The organism is Pseudomonas sp. B19125 (genome assembly GCF_044218855.1).
Classification (GTDB): domain Bacteria; phylum Pseudomonadota; class Gammaproteobacteria; order Pseudomonadales; family Pseudomonadaceae; genus Aquipseudomonas; species Aquipseudomonas edaphica.
Map to the genome: position 1 here is coordinate 1,328,214 of NZ_CP162589.1, position 14,535 is coordinate 1,342,748.

Consider the following 14,535-nt stretch of genomic DNA (forward strand, 5'->3'; position numbering starts at 1 on the left):
AACGAAGCGGCATCAATGCGCCGTATCAACACTCAGAATTGGCCGTAAATGTTACTTTTTTTTCGATGGGATTACATGCGGTGTTTCTTCAGCGGTTAAAACAACCCTGCTTTGGAAGCACACAGTACGGCGGCAATCTTGTTATTGACCCCCAGTTTTCTCAAGCAACTGCTGATATGAAAGCCCACGGTGCGCTCCGACAGGCACAGGATCGTGGCAATGTCCGAAGCCGTCTTGCCCAGGGCCGACCACCTGAGGATTTCCGTTTCTCGTGGGGTCAATTTGCAAGGCGCTGTGACGCTCGGCTTTTCGGCATAATTTTGTGCCACCGCGGCATGCATCACATGACAAAGCCAGAGCACCTGGCCGGCTTTCTCGTAAAGCTCCTGTGGGCTGACTTCGCCGTTGCTTCTGCCCAGGGTCAGCATGCTGAACACACCCTGGAAATCGTGCACGGCTTGGGTCCATCCAAAATGCACACCAAACGACTGGGCCAACGACCAGAGGTGGGGTGCGGCGCTGAAGGTTTTTTCATCCCACACGATAGGCAGCACGCTACGTTTGCAGTGGGCGACTACCGGATCGATGTCAAAAAAATGCGCTTGTTTGTAAACGGCATTCCATTCATTGGGGTAGTTATTAAAGTGAATCGGTTTAGTTTGGGTAGCTTGTTGTTGCGAACTCATCGTAAATGAGCAGTATTCGAATCCTAGCTCATAGGTGTGATTGACGACCATCTCATAAATAGTGGTGATCTTGTTCTCACCTTCCAGTTTGGGGAGTCGTGTATTGCGCCAGTTGACCATTTGTAACTCTCCATGGGTGTTGTTGCCTGGGCACGTCCCGGATCCCAGCGAGGTACGGAAATCAGTGTAGGACAAAGCCTACACATCGTAATGTGAAAAAATTTTACTGAATGCCCGTATTTTGTTTGTTTATTACTTATACAATGAGTGATCGTTTGTACATATAGTGCTTTATGTTCGGGTTATTCCTATAAGTTCAATGGGTTGGTGGTGATATTAAATTGGCATTTGTTTAGTTGCACTGCGACATCTAATGGCCTGTTAGAAGGGGAGAAATAGCTAAATAATTAGTTGGGACTGGATAGCTCCGATCCGAGCGCTTGCGCTGTAACAGCATAGCTGTTGCTCGCACTGGCAATGCCAGTACAAACCACTGGTGTTTCCCTGCGCGACTTTGAGAGACACTAGGGCACCTGTTCAACGGAGCCCCCCATGACGGCCAGCGCTGAGAAATTTACCCGCCAGACCCTGCTCGAAGTGCAATCGCTGACGCCCAGCCTGTTTACCCTGCGCACCAGCCGTGACCCGGGCTTTCGGTTTACCGCCGGCCAGTTTGTGCGCTTGGGCGTGACCAAGGCGGACGGCAGCACGGTGTGGCGCGCCTATTCCATTGTGTCCTCGCCATTTGATGAACACTTGGACTTCTTCTCTATCGTCGTTCCGGGGGGCGAGTTCACCAGTGAATTAAGCCGTCTGCAGGTGGGCGATACCTTGATGGTTGAGCGTCAGGCCACAGGCTATCTGACCTTGAATCGTTTTGTGGACGGGCGTGATCTGTGGCTGCTGGGCACCGGCACGGGGGTGGCACCGTTTCTGTCGATCCTGCAGGACTTCGAGGTCTGGGAAAAATTCGAGCGCATCGTACTGGTGTACAGCGCCCGAGAGGCCAAGGAACTGGCGTATCAGTCGCTGATTAACACGCTCGGCGAGCGTGAGTACCTGGCCGAGTACGCGCATAAACTCACCTACATTCCCATCGTCACCCGTGAGCAGCACCCTGGGGCACTGAACGGGCGCATCACCACGCTGATCGAGAATGGCGAGTTGGAGCGCACTGCCGGTGTAGAACTGACCCCGGAGCACTCCCGCGTGCTGATCTGCGGCAACCCGCAGATGGTCGATGACACGCGCCAATTGCTCAAGCAGCGCGACCTGCAACTGAGCCTGAGCCGGCGCCCAGGGCAAGTGGCGGTGGAAAATTACTGGTAATAAAAAAGGCGCCTGAAACAGGCGCCTTTTCCAGGCAAACGCGGGTTAAAGCGGTTTGTCGTTTTGTGCTTTGAGCAGATCACGAATCTCACCCAGCAGCAGCTCTTCCTTGGTCGGCGTCGGCGGCAGGCTTGGGGCCACAGCTTCTTCGCGCTTCAGGCGGTTGATGGCTTTCACGCCCATAAAGATGGCGAAGGCGACGATCACGAAGTCGATGATGCTCTGGATGAACTTGCCATAGGCCAGGACCACAGCGGGCACATCACCCTGCGCGGCCTTGAGGGTTATCGCCAGGTCAGCGAAGTCCACACCACCGATCAACAGACCAATAGGTGGCATCACCACGTCGCCTACAAACGAGGAAACGATTTTACCGAAGGCGGCGCCGATGATGATACCGACGGCCATATCGACCACATTACCTTTGACCGCGAAGGCCTTGAACTCACTGATCACGCCCATAGGTTATTCCTTGTTACAGTTGAGGAGGGTGGAGGTCAGTGTAAGTCAGTCGTAGCCCGCTTGCTCGACACAACCGTTAACACTGTCAATTTTTATCGACCCATTAAATCGTAAATAGTTTGCAAAGTGCCACCAATCGCGCGCGAAATACGCGCTACTTCAGGGGCTTGCCACACTTTTTTCTTAATCAGCCCGGTGGTGTTTTTCTATTTATCTTCTGACTCGCAGGTCACTAGCCTCTGGCAAGCACAACTGAATGTGCACTAAAAAAGCCAGAGGAAACCCCGATGAACACGTCAATGAGCCGCAGGCCTGTTTCCGCGCGATATGCGCTGGGATTGGTCACTGCCAGTCTGCTGTCCCTTTCCGTACAAGCCGCCAACCTGACCCGCGATAACGGCGCCGCCGTGGGGGACAATCAGAATTCACAAACCGCCGGGGCCAATGGCCCGGTGCTGCTGCAGGACGTGCAGCTCATTCAAAAACTGCAGCGCTTTGACCGTGAACGCATCCCGGAGCGCGTGGTTCACGCCCGTGGCACCGGCGCCCATGGCACCTTTACCGTCACCGATAACCTCAGCGACCTGACCAAAGCCAAAGTCTTCGCAGCCGGTGAAGCCACCCCTGTATTCGTGCGTTTCTCTGCCGTGGTGCACGGCAACCATTCCCCGGAAACCCTGCGTGACCCACGCGGTTTCGCCACCAAGTTCTACACCAGCGAAGGTAACTGGGACCTGGTGGGCAATAACTTCCCGACGTTCTTTATCCGCGACGCCATCAAGTTTCCGGACATGGTCCATGCGTTCAAACCGGACCCGCGTACTAACCTTGACGACGACTCGCGTCGTTTTGACTTCTTCTCCCATGTTCCAGAGTCCACCCGCACGCTCACCGAGTTGTATTCCGACTCCGGCACGCCAGCCAGTTATCGCGAAATGGACGGCAACGGCGTACATGCCTACAAGTTGATCAACGCCAAGGGCGAAGTGCATTACGTCAAGTTCCACTGGAAGAGCCTGCAGGGCATCAAGAACCTTGACCCCAAGCAAGTTACCGACGTGCAGGGGCGTGACTACAGTCATATGACTAACGACTTGGTCACTCACATCAACAAGGGCGATTTCCCCAAGTGGGACCTTTACGTGCAAGTGCTCAAACCTGAGGATTTGGCCAAGTTTGATTTCGACCCGCTGGACGCCACCAAAATCTGGCCGAATGTACCGGAACGCAAAGTCGGGCAAATGGTGTTGAACCGCAACCCGGCCAACGTCTTCCAGGAAACCGAGCAAGTGGCCATGGCCCCGGCCAACCTGGTGCCGGGCATCGAGCCGTCGGAAGACCGCCTGCTGCAAGGTCGAGTGTTCTCCTACGCCGACACGCAGATGTACCGCCTGGGGCCGAACGCCCTGCAACTGCCGATCAACGCACCGCGTGTCACCGTCAACAACGGTAACCAGGATGGCGCAATGAACGCCGGCAAGACCACCACGGGCGTGAACTACCAACCAAGCCGCCTGCTGCCACGTGACGAACCACAAGCCGCGCGTTACAGCCAGTCGGCGCTGTCGGGCAGCACCCAGCAGGCGAAGATCCAGCGCGAGCAGAACTTCAAGCAGGCCGGTGACTTGTACCGCTCCTATAGCCAGAAAGAGCGTCAGGACTTGATCGAAAACTTCGGCGGCTCCCTGGCCACCACCGATGACGAGAGCAAGCACATCATCCTGTCGTTCCTCTATAAGGCTGACCCTGAGTACGGCACTGGCGTGACCAAGGTTGCCAAAGGCGACCTGGCGCGCGTCAAGGCGCTGGCAGAAAAACTGACTGACTGACGTTGGTTACGGTCGGCGCCCGCTGATAGGCGTCGACCCCGAGCTGGAGAAAACTCATGCGAATTTCTATCGGTTTACTGATGGCCATGCTGGCCTTTGTCGCCCATGCCGAGTCACCCGACCCGGTCGCGCTCAAGGCTCAGTTGCAGGACTACTATTTCGATGCTGCCCGTCGTGGCGATATCGAGATGCTCAACACCTTCATAGAATCTGGCTACAGCCTCAACACCCAGGACGACAAGGGTTACACCGCGCTGATCCTTGCCGCCTACCACGGCCAGGCTCCATTCGTGGAACGCCTGCTCAACGCCGGCGCCGACGCCTGTGTGCAGGACAAGCGCGGTAACACCGCATTAATGGGCGCGATCTTCAAAGGCGAGTTGAAAATCGCCCAGCGCCTGCTCGCCACCGACTGCAACCCCGACCAGCGCAACGGCGCCGGGCAGACCGCCGCCATGTACGCCGGGCTGTTCAAGCGCGTTGAATTGCTGGATGAGTTAAAGGCCAAAGGCGCCGACCTAAACGCCGAAGACCCGATCGGCAACAGCGCTTCACGTTTGGCCAGTGGTGAAATCCGGACCCCGGCGCCGCGCTGAGCTATCATCGCGGTTTTTCGGTTGGAGGTTCTCAAATGGCAAAGGCCAAGCGCATGTACGGCTGCACCGAGTGCGGCGCGACCTTTCCCAAGTGGGCCGGCCAGTGCACCGAGTGCGGCGCGTGGAACACCCTGACGGAAACCATGATCGAAAGCGGCGGCGCCGCAGCCCCCACCGGCCGCGCCGGCTGGACCGGGCAACAGGCGCAGATCAAGACGTTGGCTGAAGTCAGCGTCGAGGAAATCCCACGTTTCTCCACGGCGTCCGGCGAGCTGGACCGCGTGCTCGGCGGCGGGCTGGTGGACGGTTCGGTGGTGCTGATCGGCGGCGACCCCGGCATCGGCAAATCGACCATCCTGCTGCAAACCCTGTGCAGCATTGCCAGCCGCATGCCGGCGCTGTACGTCACGGGTGAGGAGTCCCAGCAGCAAGTGGCCATGCGCGCCCGTCGCCTGGGCTTGCCCCAGGATCAACTGCGGGTCATGACCGAAACCTGCATCGAAAGCATCATCGCCACGGCCCGTATCGAAAAACCCAAGGTCATGGTGATCGACTCGATCCAGACGATTTTCACCGAGCAGCTGCAATCGGCACCCGGCGGCGTGTCCCAGGTGCGCGAAAGTGCGGCGCTGCTGGTGCGGTATGCCAAGCAGAGCGGTACGGCGATTTTTCTGGTGGGCCACGTGACCAAAGAGGGCGCCTTGGCCGGGCCGCGAGTGCTTGAGCATATGGTCGACACCGTACTGTATTTCGAAGGCGAATCCGATGGCCGTTTGCGTTTGCTGCGGGCGGTGAAGAACCGTTTCGGCGCGGTCAACGAATTGGGCGTGTTCGCCATGACCGACCGGGGGTTGAAAGAAGTCTCCAACCCCTCGGCGATTTTTCTCACCCGCGCCCAGGAAGAAGTGCCTGGCAGTGTGGTGATGGCGACGTGGGAAGGTACCCGGCCAATGTTGGTGGAAGTGCAGGCGCTGGTGGATGACAGCCACTTGGCCAACCCGCGCCGGGTCACCCTCGGCCTGGATCAGAACCGCCTGGCGATGTTGCTCGCTGTGCTGCACCGTCACGGCGGTATTCCCACCCATGACCAGGACGTATTCCTCAACGTGGTCGGCGGGGTCAAGGTGCTGGAAACCGCCTCCGACCTGGCGTTGATGGCGGCGGTGATGTCGAGCCTGCGCAATCGCCCGCTGCCCCATGACTTGCTGGTATTCGGCGAAGTCGGCCTGTCGGGCGAGGTACGCCCGGTGCCGAGTGGCCAGGAGCGCCTGAAAGAAGCGGCCAAGCACGGTTTCAAACGCGCGATCGTGCCCAAAGGCAATATGCCGAAGGAATCGCCGCCGGGAATCAAGATTATTGGCGTCACGCGCCTGGAACAGGCGCTGGATGCACTGTTCGAATAACCGTGAAGCAATCAGGGATGAACGCAATGCAACAGACCAATCGTTGGGGGGTATGTGCCCTGTTCGTGGCCTTGCTCGGGTTGTCGGGCATTGCCTTGGCTGAGTCGGCCCCACTGCCGGCCGGTTACCGCCTGGCCCAGGAACTGGCGACAGCAGACGGCAGCGTGCTGCAGGTGCTGGAAGACCAGCGCATCAGCGCGCAGTTGCACAAAGACAGCTGGGGCAATGGCCTGGATGAGGACTCATTTGACGAGCCCGGCGATCTGGTGGAAAACCCGTTGCTCAACGCCCAGGTACGTTTGCTGTCGGCGTCCGGCGCTGTACTGGCGCACGACGATCTTGGCTACCCCTTGGCCAAGGTCAAGAAGGCCCCGCTTAAAGGCCTGCCGGACACGGTGTACTTTTTGAGCGTCGACCAGACGGCGCCGATGGGCAGTTACAGCGGCCCGGCGACTCAGTTGCTGATGCCGGCCAAACAGCAACTCAAACCAATGCGCTATAAGGGCGCGGCCGGCAAGGTCGAGCCGCTGACCCTGGCCCAGACCGGCAAAGCCGCCTGGCAGATCGCCACGCCAGCCGCCGGCGGTACGGATGAGTTACTGCAGGTCTCGTCCTTTATGGACGGTGACGGCGACGATGATTTCGCAACCCGCTACACGACCTATCGTTTTATCGATGGGCAATGGCAGGCCGTGTCGCGTCAGAAGGCGGGTTATTGGGACACGGAAAGCGAATTCCCCCCGAGTGCCGCGTTTCCCTGAGTGTCGCTTTTCCGTGAGAGCGTCACTACCAGAAGATCATTTTCAACGCCAAGGCAATCACGACTACGTTGAAAGCGCTTTCCATCCACTTATCGCCTTTCTGAAGAGCAAACTTGGCGCCCGCATTGGCGCCAAATAGCGTGCCTATGATCAGGCAACACCCGTACTGCCAATTAATAATTCCGCTGACACCGAATATTATTAACGAGCCGACTGAGAGGATGAGGCCACCCACCTTACGTGTGCCAATTGACTCACTGATCGTTTTTTTAAAAAATATAATATACAAATAAGTTGATAGCTTGGCCTGCCCGCCGAACAGGCCGCCGATCATGCCGACGGGAATAAACAGGATATACCCGCAAAAGCGCCTGAGCGAAGAAGGGGCCGTCTTCGGCGAGTGAGGCTTCCTGATGAGTGAAAGCCCCACCAGTAGCAGTGTCAGACCGCCAATGATTTTATGCAGCAGCGCCGGATCTATTTGCACGAGCAGACTTGCACCGACCAAGGCGCCAGCCAACCCAAGTGCGGCTGCGGGGGCCGCTAACCTGTAATCCACTTTTCCATTGTTATGAAAGTGTCTTAATCCGGCAAACATCGTCCCTACCGATGCCAGGCGGGCTGTCGCTATCGACGCCTGTGGGGATATTCCGAGCCAGATCATCACCGGCACTGTTAGAAATACACTGCCGCCGGTATTGGTGCCGATAAAACCCGTCATAACACCCAGTACGACCAACCCTGCGCCTATCAGCCACTCATGCTCAATCATATTGAAAGACCTGCATCCCTGATGACGTGCATTAATTGTTATTCGTTCAAGTAGAGGGGGTCTACCCAATGGTAGCAATTGCGGTCCCTACTATTAGCGGTTAGGTGCAGTTTTGCGGTGTGCACAAAGCTATATTCACCAATGATCGGACGACGGCGATCAAAGGTGTCGCCCATCGCTTTTGAAACAAGACTACTGAGTTTTAATACCTTTTGGCTTTTGCCGCTGCACAATATTGAATTGAAATGAAGATTTTTAATCAGTAGACATGTCTCAGTGATACCGCAGCGCCCGTCGCTACATTACGCTTTACTTGCGCTATGGCGGAGGCAAATGGCAAACTTCGACTGACGGTATAGCTGAGGTTGTATGCACCGCCCAACAAGTTGCAGACTGGAATGTTAAGCACTTTGCCCGCGAGGTCTAACAGAGCATGATCAATCGCACACTTGGCAAATAGATGCCCTTTGATCAGCGTGTCGAGTTGGCTCATGATAACTTCGAATGCGCAAGGGTCTTTTCCAATGATTGCCGGGCATAGATAACTTTCAAGGACGGCCAACATGGTTTCGGGAGTATCACCTTGAGCAGGATAGCGTCTTGAGATAGTTCCGGACTCTCCCCAACCTACCAAGCCAGTATCGGTGGTTAACTTTAATACTATATGCCGCCCCTTCGGGGTTATGTTGGTAGCGGTTTGGTAGGGGTTTTTATAGGGGATTTCGGTCAAGAAGATTTCGGCTTTGGCAATAAGCATGCTTTAACATCCTGTTAGAGGGCCGGGCTGGAAGGGCAGGTGAAATGTAGTTTATTAACTGTGTTTTTATCAAGCGCGCGAACCGTATCGTCTTAATGATCGATCATGAAAATAATTTCATTATTGGAAGTGTTGCTTTTTAAAGAAAGGAGCGGCGTTGCTTATTTTTCCCACCGAATTCAATGTGGATTGAGTTGTTACAGTTTTAATTAAAATGACGTATGTCGTTTTTGTGAAGGGTTTATATGTTTCCAGGTGGTCGTGCAGGCGGGGTTGTTATGATGATTTGATCTAAAGGTATGACTTTTATTGATGAGGATGTAGCGGAGGCTGGCGGGTGAGTGGATCTATTCAGACACCCGTAGCCTCTGCGGTTTAGAGGGTTTTCAAATCTCTAACAAGGCGCCCAGCTCACGCTCCAGTTCTTCATGATCGCCCACATTCAGCTCAATCAACCGCCGCAAATGGCCGATCGACTCCAGGTCTATGTGCTCACACACAAACCCCAACTGCCCATGATCATCGTGGGCCAGTCTGACCTGCATCTTTATATGCGCCTGCGGATCCAGACGGATATCCACATCAAACGGCTGAGCGCGATTGCCCTGCCAGTCATCAGGGCGCTGCACCAACAAACCTTTGAGCGAGAGGTCCACCAATTGCACCGGCCAATTCCAGCGGTCTTGCGCAATGGTCGTTCGGGCATCAAAGGCAATACGCCGAAAACGGCGCCGATCTGACGGTTGCTCGCTCATGGTCAAACCCTCTGGAGATAAGGGGATTGTAGCCCTGCGCCATCATCGGGCCTTTATTTCTGCTTTTTTTACGGTTGCAAGGCTCTAGACCAACGTAGGGGGGTGGCCTTTAAGGCCAACAGCGCTAAACTCGGGCTGGCTGTCTTTCTGTCCACCCTGGCTGGAATATAAAAATGAAAAATAATAATAGCCTGCTACGCCACCTACCCTGGCTGGTGCTGGCAATCGTAGGAGCGTGCGCCCTGGGCGTAGTGGCCTTGCGCCGCGGCGAGGCGATCAACGCCTTGTGGATTGTGGTTGCTGCTGTCGCCATCTACCTGGTTGCGTACCGTTACTACAGTCTGTTCATCGCTAACAATGTGATGCAGCTCGATCCACGGCGGGCCACCCCCGCAGTGCTCAACAATGACGGCCTGGACTATGTGCCGACCAACAAACACATCCTCTTTGGGCACCACTTTGCGGCGATTGCCGGCGCAGGTCCGCTGGTCGGCCCAGTATTGGCGGCGCAAATGGGCTACCTGCCCGGCACGCTTTGGCTGATTGCCGGTGTGGTGCTGGCCGGTGCGGTGCAGGACTTCATGGTGCTGTTCCTGTCCACTCGTCGCAACGGCCGTTCCCTGGGGGACATGGTTCGCGAAGAGATGGGCCGCATTCCGGGGACCATCGCGCTGTTCGGCTGCTTCCTGATCATGATCATCATCCTCGCGGTGCTGGCGCTGATCGTGGTCAAGGCCCTGGCCGAGAGCCCGTGGGGCATCTTCACGGTGATGGCGACCATCCCGATCGCGATGTTCATGGGCGTGTACATGCGCTACATCCGTCCGGGCCGCATTGGCGAAATTTCGGTCATCGGCGTGCTGTTGCTGCTGGGTTCGATCTGGCTGGGCGGGCAGATTGCCGCTGACCCGGTGTGGGCCAAGGCTTTCTCGTTCACCGGTATCCAGATCACCTGGATGCTGATCGGCTACGGTTTCGTGGCGGCGGTATTGCCGGTGTGGCTGATTTTGGCACCGCGTGACTACCTCTCCACCTTCCTCAAAATCGGCACCATCATCGCCCTGGCGATCGGCATTCTGGTCACCATGCCAGAGCTGAAAATGCCGGCCCTCACCCAATTCATCGACGGCACTGGCCCGGTGTGGAAGGGCGGCCTGTTCCCGTTCCTGTTCATTACCATTGCCTGTGGCGCGGTCTCGGGTTTCCACGCGCTGATTTCCTCGGGCACCACGCCCAAGCTGCTGGATAACGAAGTCAACTCGCGCTACATCGGTTACGGCGCGATGCTGATGGAGTCGTTCGTGGCCATCATGGCCATGGTCGCCGCCTCGGTGATCGAGCCCGGCGTGTATTTCGCCATGAACAGCCCGGCTGCGGTGGTCGGTGGTGATGTGGTGACTGTGGCGCAAACCGTCAGCAGCTGGGGCTTTGCAATTACCCCGGAAGCCTTGACGGCCGTGGCCCATGACATCGGCGAAACCACCATCCTGGCGCGTGCCGGCGGTGCGCCGACCCTGGCGGTGGGTATCGCGCAGATCCTGCACAGTGTGCTGCCGGGTGAAAACACCATGGCGTTCTGGTACCACTTTGCGATCCTGTTCGAAGCATTGTTCATCCTGACCGCAGTCGACGCCGGCACCCGTGCGGGGCGCTTCATGCTCCAGGATTTGCTCGGCTCCTTCGTACCGTCGCTCAAGCGTACCGAGTCCTGGACCGCTAACTTGATTGCTACGGCAGGTTGCGTGGCGATGTGGGGTTACCTGCTGTACCAAGGCGTGATCGACCCGCTGGGCGGCATCAATACCTTGTGGCCGCTGTTCGGTATCTCCAACCAGATGCTCGCCGGTATCGCGCTGATGCTCGCCACCGTTGTGCTGATCAAAATGAAGCGCCAGCGCTACATTTGGGTGACCATGCTGCCGGCAGTCTGGCTGCTGATCTGCACCACCACCGCAGGCTTCATCAAGCTGTTCGACGCTAACCCGGCGATTGGCTTCCTGTCGCTGGCCAAGAAGTACAGCGATGCCCTGGCCAACGGCCAGATCCTCGCACCGGCCAAGAACATCGACCAGATGCAGCACGTGATCTGGAACGCTTACACCAACGCAACGCTGACGGCGCTGTTCCTGTTCGTGGTCTTCAGCATCCTGTTCTATGCGCTCAAGGTCGGCGTTGCCGCCTGGGGCAACAAAGAGCGCACGGACAAAGAAGCCCCGTTCCAGGCTGTACCGGACGCGTAAACGAGGATTGCAACCATGTTCAATGACATCAGTCGCCTCGGTAAATACCTCGGTCAGGCCGCGCGCCTGATGGTCGGCATGCCCGACTACGACACCTACGTCGAGCATATGCAAACCAAGCACCCGGACAAACCGGTGATGGACTACAAGGCGTTCTTCCGCGAACGCCAGGAAGCCCGTTACGGTGGCAAGGGTGGGCCTAAGTGCTGCTGACCCGGTATTCGGGTTAGCGCTTCTCCCTGTGGGAGCAAGGCTTTATGTGGGAGCTGGCTTGCCTGCGATAGCATCACCTCGGTCTGCCTGATAGACCGAGTTGCTTGCATCGCAGGCAAGCCAGCTCCCACATGGGTCTGCTCCCACATTTGTTTCTGTGTTTCTTCAAGGAGAATTTTTTGTCCTCTCCCATCCCTGTCACCATCCTCAGCGGCTTCCTCGGCGCCGGCAAAACCACCTTGCTGCGCCACCTGCTCAAAGCCGAGCATGGCCTCAAAATCGCCGTGATCGAAAACGAATTCAGTGATGCCGGTATCGACACCCAACTGTTGGGTGCCGAACCGGTGCAAGTCATGACCCTGTCCAACGGTTGCGTGTGCTGCACTATCCACACCGACCTGACCAAAGCCCTGTACCTGCTGCTCGAGCGCCTGGACAGCGGCGAGATCGCCTTCGACCGGCTGGTGATCGAGTGCACCGGCCTGGCCGACCCTGCGCCTGTGGCCCAGACCTTTTTCATCGACGAGGAGCTGCGCGAGCGCTACATCCTCGACGGCATCATCACCTTGGTGGACGCGGCCCATGCTGAGCACCACCTGACCCAGACCATCGCCCAGGCTCAGATCGGTTTTGCCGACCGCCTGCTGGTGAGCAAGCGTGATCTGGTGGATGAGGCATCCTTCGACGCCCTCAGCCAGCGCTTGACCCGCATCAACCGCCGTGCGCCGATTCGCGTGGTCGACCACGGCAAAATCGACCTGGCCGAACTGCTCGACGTGCGCGGCTTTAATCTCAACGCGGGCATGACCCTGCGCCCGGTCAGTGCCGCGCCGTCCATCGACCGTATTTCCAGCCTGGTGCTGCGCACCGACCAGCCGCTGGATATCGACCGGCTCAGCGAGTTTATGAACGAACTGCTGGAGGACCATGGCAAACAACTGCTGCGCTACAAAGGCGTACTGAATATTGCCGGGGAAGACCGGCGCATGGTGTTCCAGGGCGTGCTCAAGCTTTACGGTTTCGATTGGGACACCGAATGGGCCGAGGGTGAGGCGCGCGAAAGTGTGATTGTGTTTATTGCTGATGAGTTGCCGGAAGCCAAAATTCGCGAGGGCTTTGCCCGGGTCTACCAACCCTGACTCGAAATGCATTCAAAATGTGGGAGCTGGCTTGCCTGCGATGGCGGTGGGTCAGCTAATGATGTGCCAACTGACAGGCCGCTATCGCAGGCAAGCCAGCTCCCACATTGAACCGTATTTCAATTTGAGAACGGCCATAAAAAAGCCCGGCTCAAGAGCCGGGCTTTTTATTCAAGCAACTGCAATCAAGCGCCGTACACCGGCAGTTTTTTGCAGATGGCCTTGACCTTCTCACGGACCGCGTCAATCACGGCTTCGTTGTTCAGGTCAGCCAGGATGTCGCAGATCCAGCCGGCCAGTTCCTTGCACTCTGCTTCTTTAAAGCCACGAGTGGTCACAGCCGGGGTGCCGAAGCGCAGGCCGGAGGTGACGAACGGCGAACGTGGGTCGTTCGGCACGGAGTTTTTGTTCACGGTGATGAAGGCTTTGCCCAGTGCGGCGTCAGCGTCTTTACCGGAGATGTCCTGCTTGATCAGCGACAGCAGGAACAGGTGGTTTTCAGTACCGCCGGACACCACGTCAAAGCCGCGCTCGATAAACACGCTGGCCATGGTCTGGGCGTTCTTCACCACTTGTTGCTGGTAAGTCTTGAACTCAGGCTGCAGGGCTTCTTTGAAGCAGATCGCTTTAGCGGCGATCACGTGCTCCAGCGGGCCGCCTTGGGCGCCAGGGAATACGGCAGAGTTCAGCTTCTTCTCGATCTCGGCGTTGGCGCGAGCCAGGATCAGGCCGCCACGTGGACCGCGCAGGGTCTTGTGCGTGGTGGTGGTCACGACGTCAGCGAAAGGCACCGGGTTCGGGTAGACGCCAGCGGCGACCAGACCGGCTACGTGAGCCATATCAACGAAGAGATAAGCGCCGACTTTGTCAGCGATAGCGCGGAAACGTGGGAAATCCAGGATCTGCGAGTAGGCAGAGAAACCGGCCACGATCATTTTTGGCTTGTGCTCAACGGCCAGGCGCTCGACTTCGTCGTAGTCGATCAGGCCGTTGGCATCGATACCGTATTGAACGGCGTTGTACAGCTTGCCGGAGGAAGAAACGCTGGCGCCGTGGGTCAGGTGACCGCCGTGGGCCAGGCTCATGCCCAGGATGGTGTCGCCGCCTTGCAGCAGGGCCAGGTACACGGCGCTGTTGGCTTGGGAACCGGCGTGTGGCTGAACGTTGGCGTAATCGGCGCCGAACAGTTCCTTGGCACGGTCGATTGCCAGTTGCTCAACCACGTCGACGTACTCGCAACCACCGTAGTAGCGCTTGCCTGGGTAGCCTTCGGCGTATTTGTTGGTCAGAACCGAACCTTGAGCCTCCATCACCGCAGGGCTGGTGTAGTTTTCCGAAGCGATCAGCTCAATGTGCTCTTCCTGGCGCACGGCTTCTTGCTCCATGGCGGCGAAGAGATCGGCGTCGTACTTGGCAATAGTCAAATCACGGCTGAACATGGCGGTCCTCAAGGATCGGGGGCAGAAAAGGAAGGCATTCTAACCCAATGGGTTTTAGATGGCATATGAAAGGACATAATGTCGCGGACAAGTGGGGCTCATCCAGGGATGGGCGGTGCCTGTACTGGCCCTATCGCAGGCAAGCCAGCTCCCA

The 14,535-nt window shown here is 57.3% G+C and carries 14 protein-coding genes; 8 read left to right on the forward strand and 6 right to left on the reverse strand.

Going from position 1 to position 14,535, the window contains the following annotated elements:
* Positions 1–95: 95 nt before the first annotated feature.
* Complete coding sequence (locus tag AB4P96_RS06050; RefSeq protein WP_017139313.1) at positions 96–806, reverse strand: LuxR family transcriptional regulator; 711 nt, start codon at positions 804–806, stop codon at positions 96–98.
* A gap of 432 nt (positions 807–1,238) precedes the next feature.
* On the opposite strand from AB4P96_RS06050, the gene AB4P96_RS06055 reads away from it, so the two are divergent.
* Entirely contained in the window at positions 1,239–2,015 is a 777-nt protein-coding gene (locus AB4P96_RS06055; RefSeq protein WP_138451905.1) for a ferredoxin--NADP reductase, read from the forward strand.
* 45 nt (positions 2,016–2,060) lie between these two features.
* Here the strand turns inward: AB4P96_RS06055 and mscL are convergent, their stop codons facing one another.
* Positions 2,061–2,477 carry a large-conductance mechanosensitive channel protein MscL gene (gene mscL / locus AB4P96_RS06060; protein WP_017139311.1) on the reverse strand — a complete coding sequence of 139 codons (417 nt, stop codon included), beginning with the start codon at positions 2,475–2,477 and terminating at the stop codon, positions 2,061–2,063.
* Between the two features lie 287 nt (positions 2,478–2,764).
* Between mscL and AB4P96_RS06065 the strand changes: the two genes are divergently transcribed.
* From AB4P96_RS06065 to AB4P96_RS06080, 4 genes are read left to right on the forward strand one after another with little or no spacing between them, the layout of a single operon-like run.
* A complete protein-coding gene (locus AB4P96_RS06065) occupies positions 2,765–4,306 on the forward strand; it encodes a catalase (protein ID WP_017139310.1) in 1,542 nt (513 codons plus the stop codon).
* Between the two features lie 56 nt (positions 4,307–4,362).
* Entirely contained in the window at positions 4,363–4,902 is a 540-nt protein-coding gene (locus AB4P96_RS06070) for an ankyrin repeat domain-containing protein (protein WP_017139309.1), read from the forward strand.
* Positions 4,903–4,937: 35 nt separating this feature from the next.
* Positions 4,938–6,305, forward strand: coding sequence for a DNA repair protein RadA (gene radA, locus AB4P96_RS06075; protein ID WP_099547618.1), 1,368 nt, complete (start codon positions 4,938–4,940; stop codon positions 6,303–6,305).
* Positions 6,306–6,331: 26 nt separating this feature from the next.
* Complete coding sequence (locus AB4P96_RS06080; protein WP_177033977.1) at positions 6,332–7,066, forward strand: hypothetical protein; 735 nt, start codon at positions 6,332–6,334, stop codon at positions 7,064–7,066.
* A 25-nt stretch (positions 7,067–7,091) separates the two neighbouring features.
* Here the strand turns inward: AB4P96_RS06080 and AB4P96_RS06085 are convergent, their stop codons facing one another.
* The 3 genes from AB4P96_RS06085 to AB4P96_RS06095 all read right to left on the reverse strand — a co-directional run bounded on the left by AB4P96_RS06085 (position 7,092) and on the right by AB4P96_RS06095 (position 9,350).
* Positions 7,092–7,838, reverse strand: a complete 747-nt coding sequence (locus AB4P96_RS06085; protein WP_017139306.1) for a sulfite exporter TauE/SafE family protein — start codon at positions 7,836–7,838, stop codon at positions 7,092–7,094.
* Between the two features lie 259 nt (positions 7,839–8,097).
* Entirely contained in the window at positions 8,098–8,595 is a 498-nt protein-coding gene (locus AB4P96_RS06090) for a hypothetical protein (protein ID WP_017139305.1), read from the reverse strand.
* 386 nt (positions 8,596–8,981) lie between these two features.
* Positions 8,982–9,350, reverse strand: a complete 369-nt coding sequence (locus AB4P96_RS06095) for a PilZ domain-containing protein (protein WP_017139304.1) — start codon at positions 9,348–9,350, stop codon at positions 8,982–8,984.
* Between the two features lie 173 nt (positions 9,351–9,523).
* Between AB4P96_RS06095 and AB4P96_RS06100 the strand changes: the two genes are divergently transcribed.
* From AB4P96_RS06100 to yjiA, 3 genes are all read left to right on the forward strand, one after another.
* Positions 9,524–11,590: a carbon starvation CstA family protein gene (locus tag AB4P96_RS06100; protein WP_017139303.1), complete on the forward strand. Its 2,067-nt coding sequence runs from the start codon at positions 9,524–9,526 to the stop codon at positions 11,588–11,590.
* A gap of 15 nt (positions 11,591–11,605) precedes the next feature.
* The gene (locus AB4P96_RS06105; protein ID WP_003194308.1) at positions 11,606–11,803 is read left to right on the forward strand and encodes a YbdD/YjiX family protein; all 198 of its coding nucleotides are present in this window, start codon (positions 11,606–11,608) and stop codon (positions 11,801–11,803) included.
* A 131-nt stretch (positions 11,804–11,934) separates the two neighbouring features.
* Positions 11,935–12,942 (forward strand): GTPase, encoded by a 1,008-nt coding sequence (gene yjiA, locus AB4P96_RS06110; RefSeq protein ID WP_169987333.1) that lies wholly within the window; start codon positions 11,935–11,937, stop codon positions 12,940–12,942.
* Between the two features lie 185 nt (positions 12,943–13,127).
* On the opposite strand, the gene glyA is transcribed toward yjiA, so the two are convergent.
* Entirely contained in the window at positions 13,128–14,381 is a 1,254-nt protein-coding gene (gene glyA / locus AB4P96_RS06115; protein ID WP_053137906.1) for a serine hydroxymethyltransferase, read from the reverse strand.
* Between the last annotated feature and the right edge of the window lie 154 nt (positions 14,382–14,535).

Excerpts from the sequence above, each read along its gene's own strand:
- AB4P96_RS06085 (WP_017139306.1), bottom strand. The coding sequence starts at position 7,838 with ATGATTGAGCATGAGTGGCTGATAGGCGCAGGGTTGGTCGTACTGGGT.
- AB4P96_RS06055 (WP_138451905.1), top strand. The coding sequence starts at position 1,239 with ATGACGGCCAGCGCTGAGAAATTTACCCGCCAGACCCTGCTCGAAGTG.
- AB4P96_RS06100 (WP_017139303.1), top strand. The coding sequence starts at position 9,524 with ATGAAAAATAATAATAGCCTGCTACGCCACCTACCCTGGCTGGTGCTG.
- AB4P96_RS06080 (WP_177033977.1), top strand. The coding sequence starts at position 6,332 with ATGCAACAGACCAATCGTTGGGGGGTATGTGCCCTGTTCGTGGCCTTG.
- AB4P96_RS06050 (WP_017139313.1), bottom strand. The coding sequence starts at position 806 with ATGGTCAACTGGCGCAATACACGACTCCCCAAACTGGAAGGTGAGAAC.
- AB4P96_RS06105 (WP_003194308.1), top strand. The coding sequence starts at position 11,606 with ATGTTCAATGACATCAGTCGCCTCGGTAAATACCTCGGTCAGGCCGCG.
- glyA (WP_053137906.1), bottom strand. The coding sequence starts at position 14,381 with ATGTTCAGCCGTGATTTGACTATTGCCAAGTACGACGCCGATCTCTTC.
- AB4P96_RS06095 (WP_017139304.1), bottom strand. The coding sequence starts at position 9,350 with ATGAGCGAGCAACCGTCAGATCGGCGCCGTTTTCGGCGTATTGCCTTT.
- yjiA (WP_169987333.1), top strand. The coding sequence starts at position 11,935 with ATGGGTCTGCTCCCACATTTGTTTCTGTGTTTCTTCAAGGAGAATTTT.
- AB4P96_RS06090 (WP_017139305.1), bottom strand. The coding sequence starts at position 8,595 with ATGCTTATTGCCAAAGCCGAAATCTTCTTGACCGAAATCCCCTATAAA.
- AB4P96_RS06065 (WP_017139310.1), top strand. The coding sequence starts at position 2,765 with ATGAACACGTCAATGAGCCGCAGGCCTGTTTCCGCGCGATATGCGCTG.
- mscL (WP_017139311.1), bottom strand. The coding sequence starts at position 2,477 with ATGGGCGTGATCAGTGAGTTCAAGGCCTTCGCGGTCAAAGGTAATGTG.
- radA (WP_099547618.1), top strand. The coding sequence starts at position 4,938 with ATGGCAAAGGCCAAGCGCATGTACGGCTGCACCGAGTGCGGCGCGACC.
- AB4P96_RS06070 (WP_017139309.1), top strand. The coding sequence starts at position 4,363 with ATGCGAATTTCTATCGGTTTACTGATGGCCATGCTGGCCTTTGTCGCC.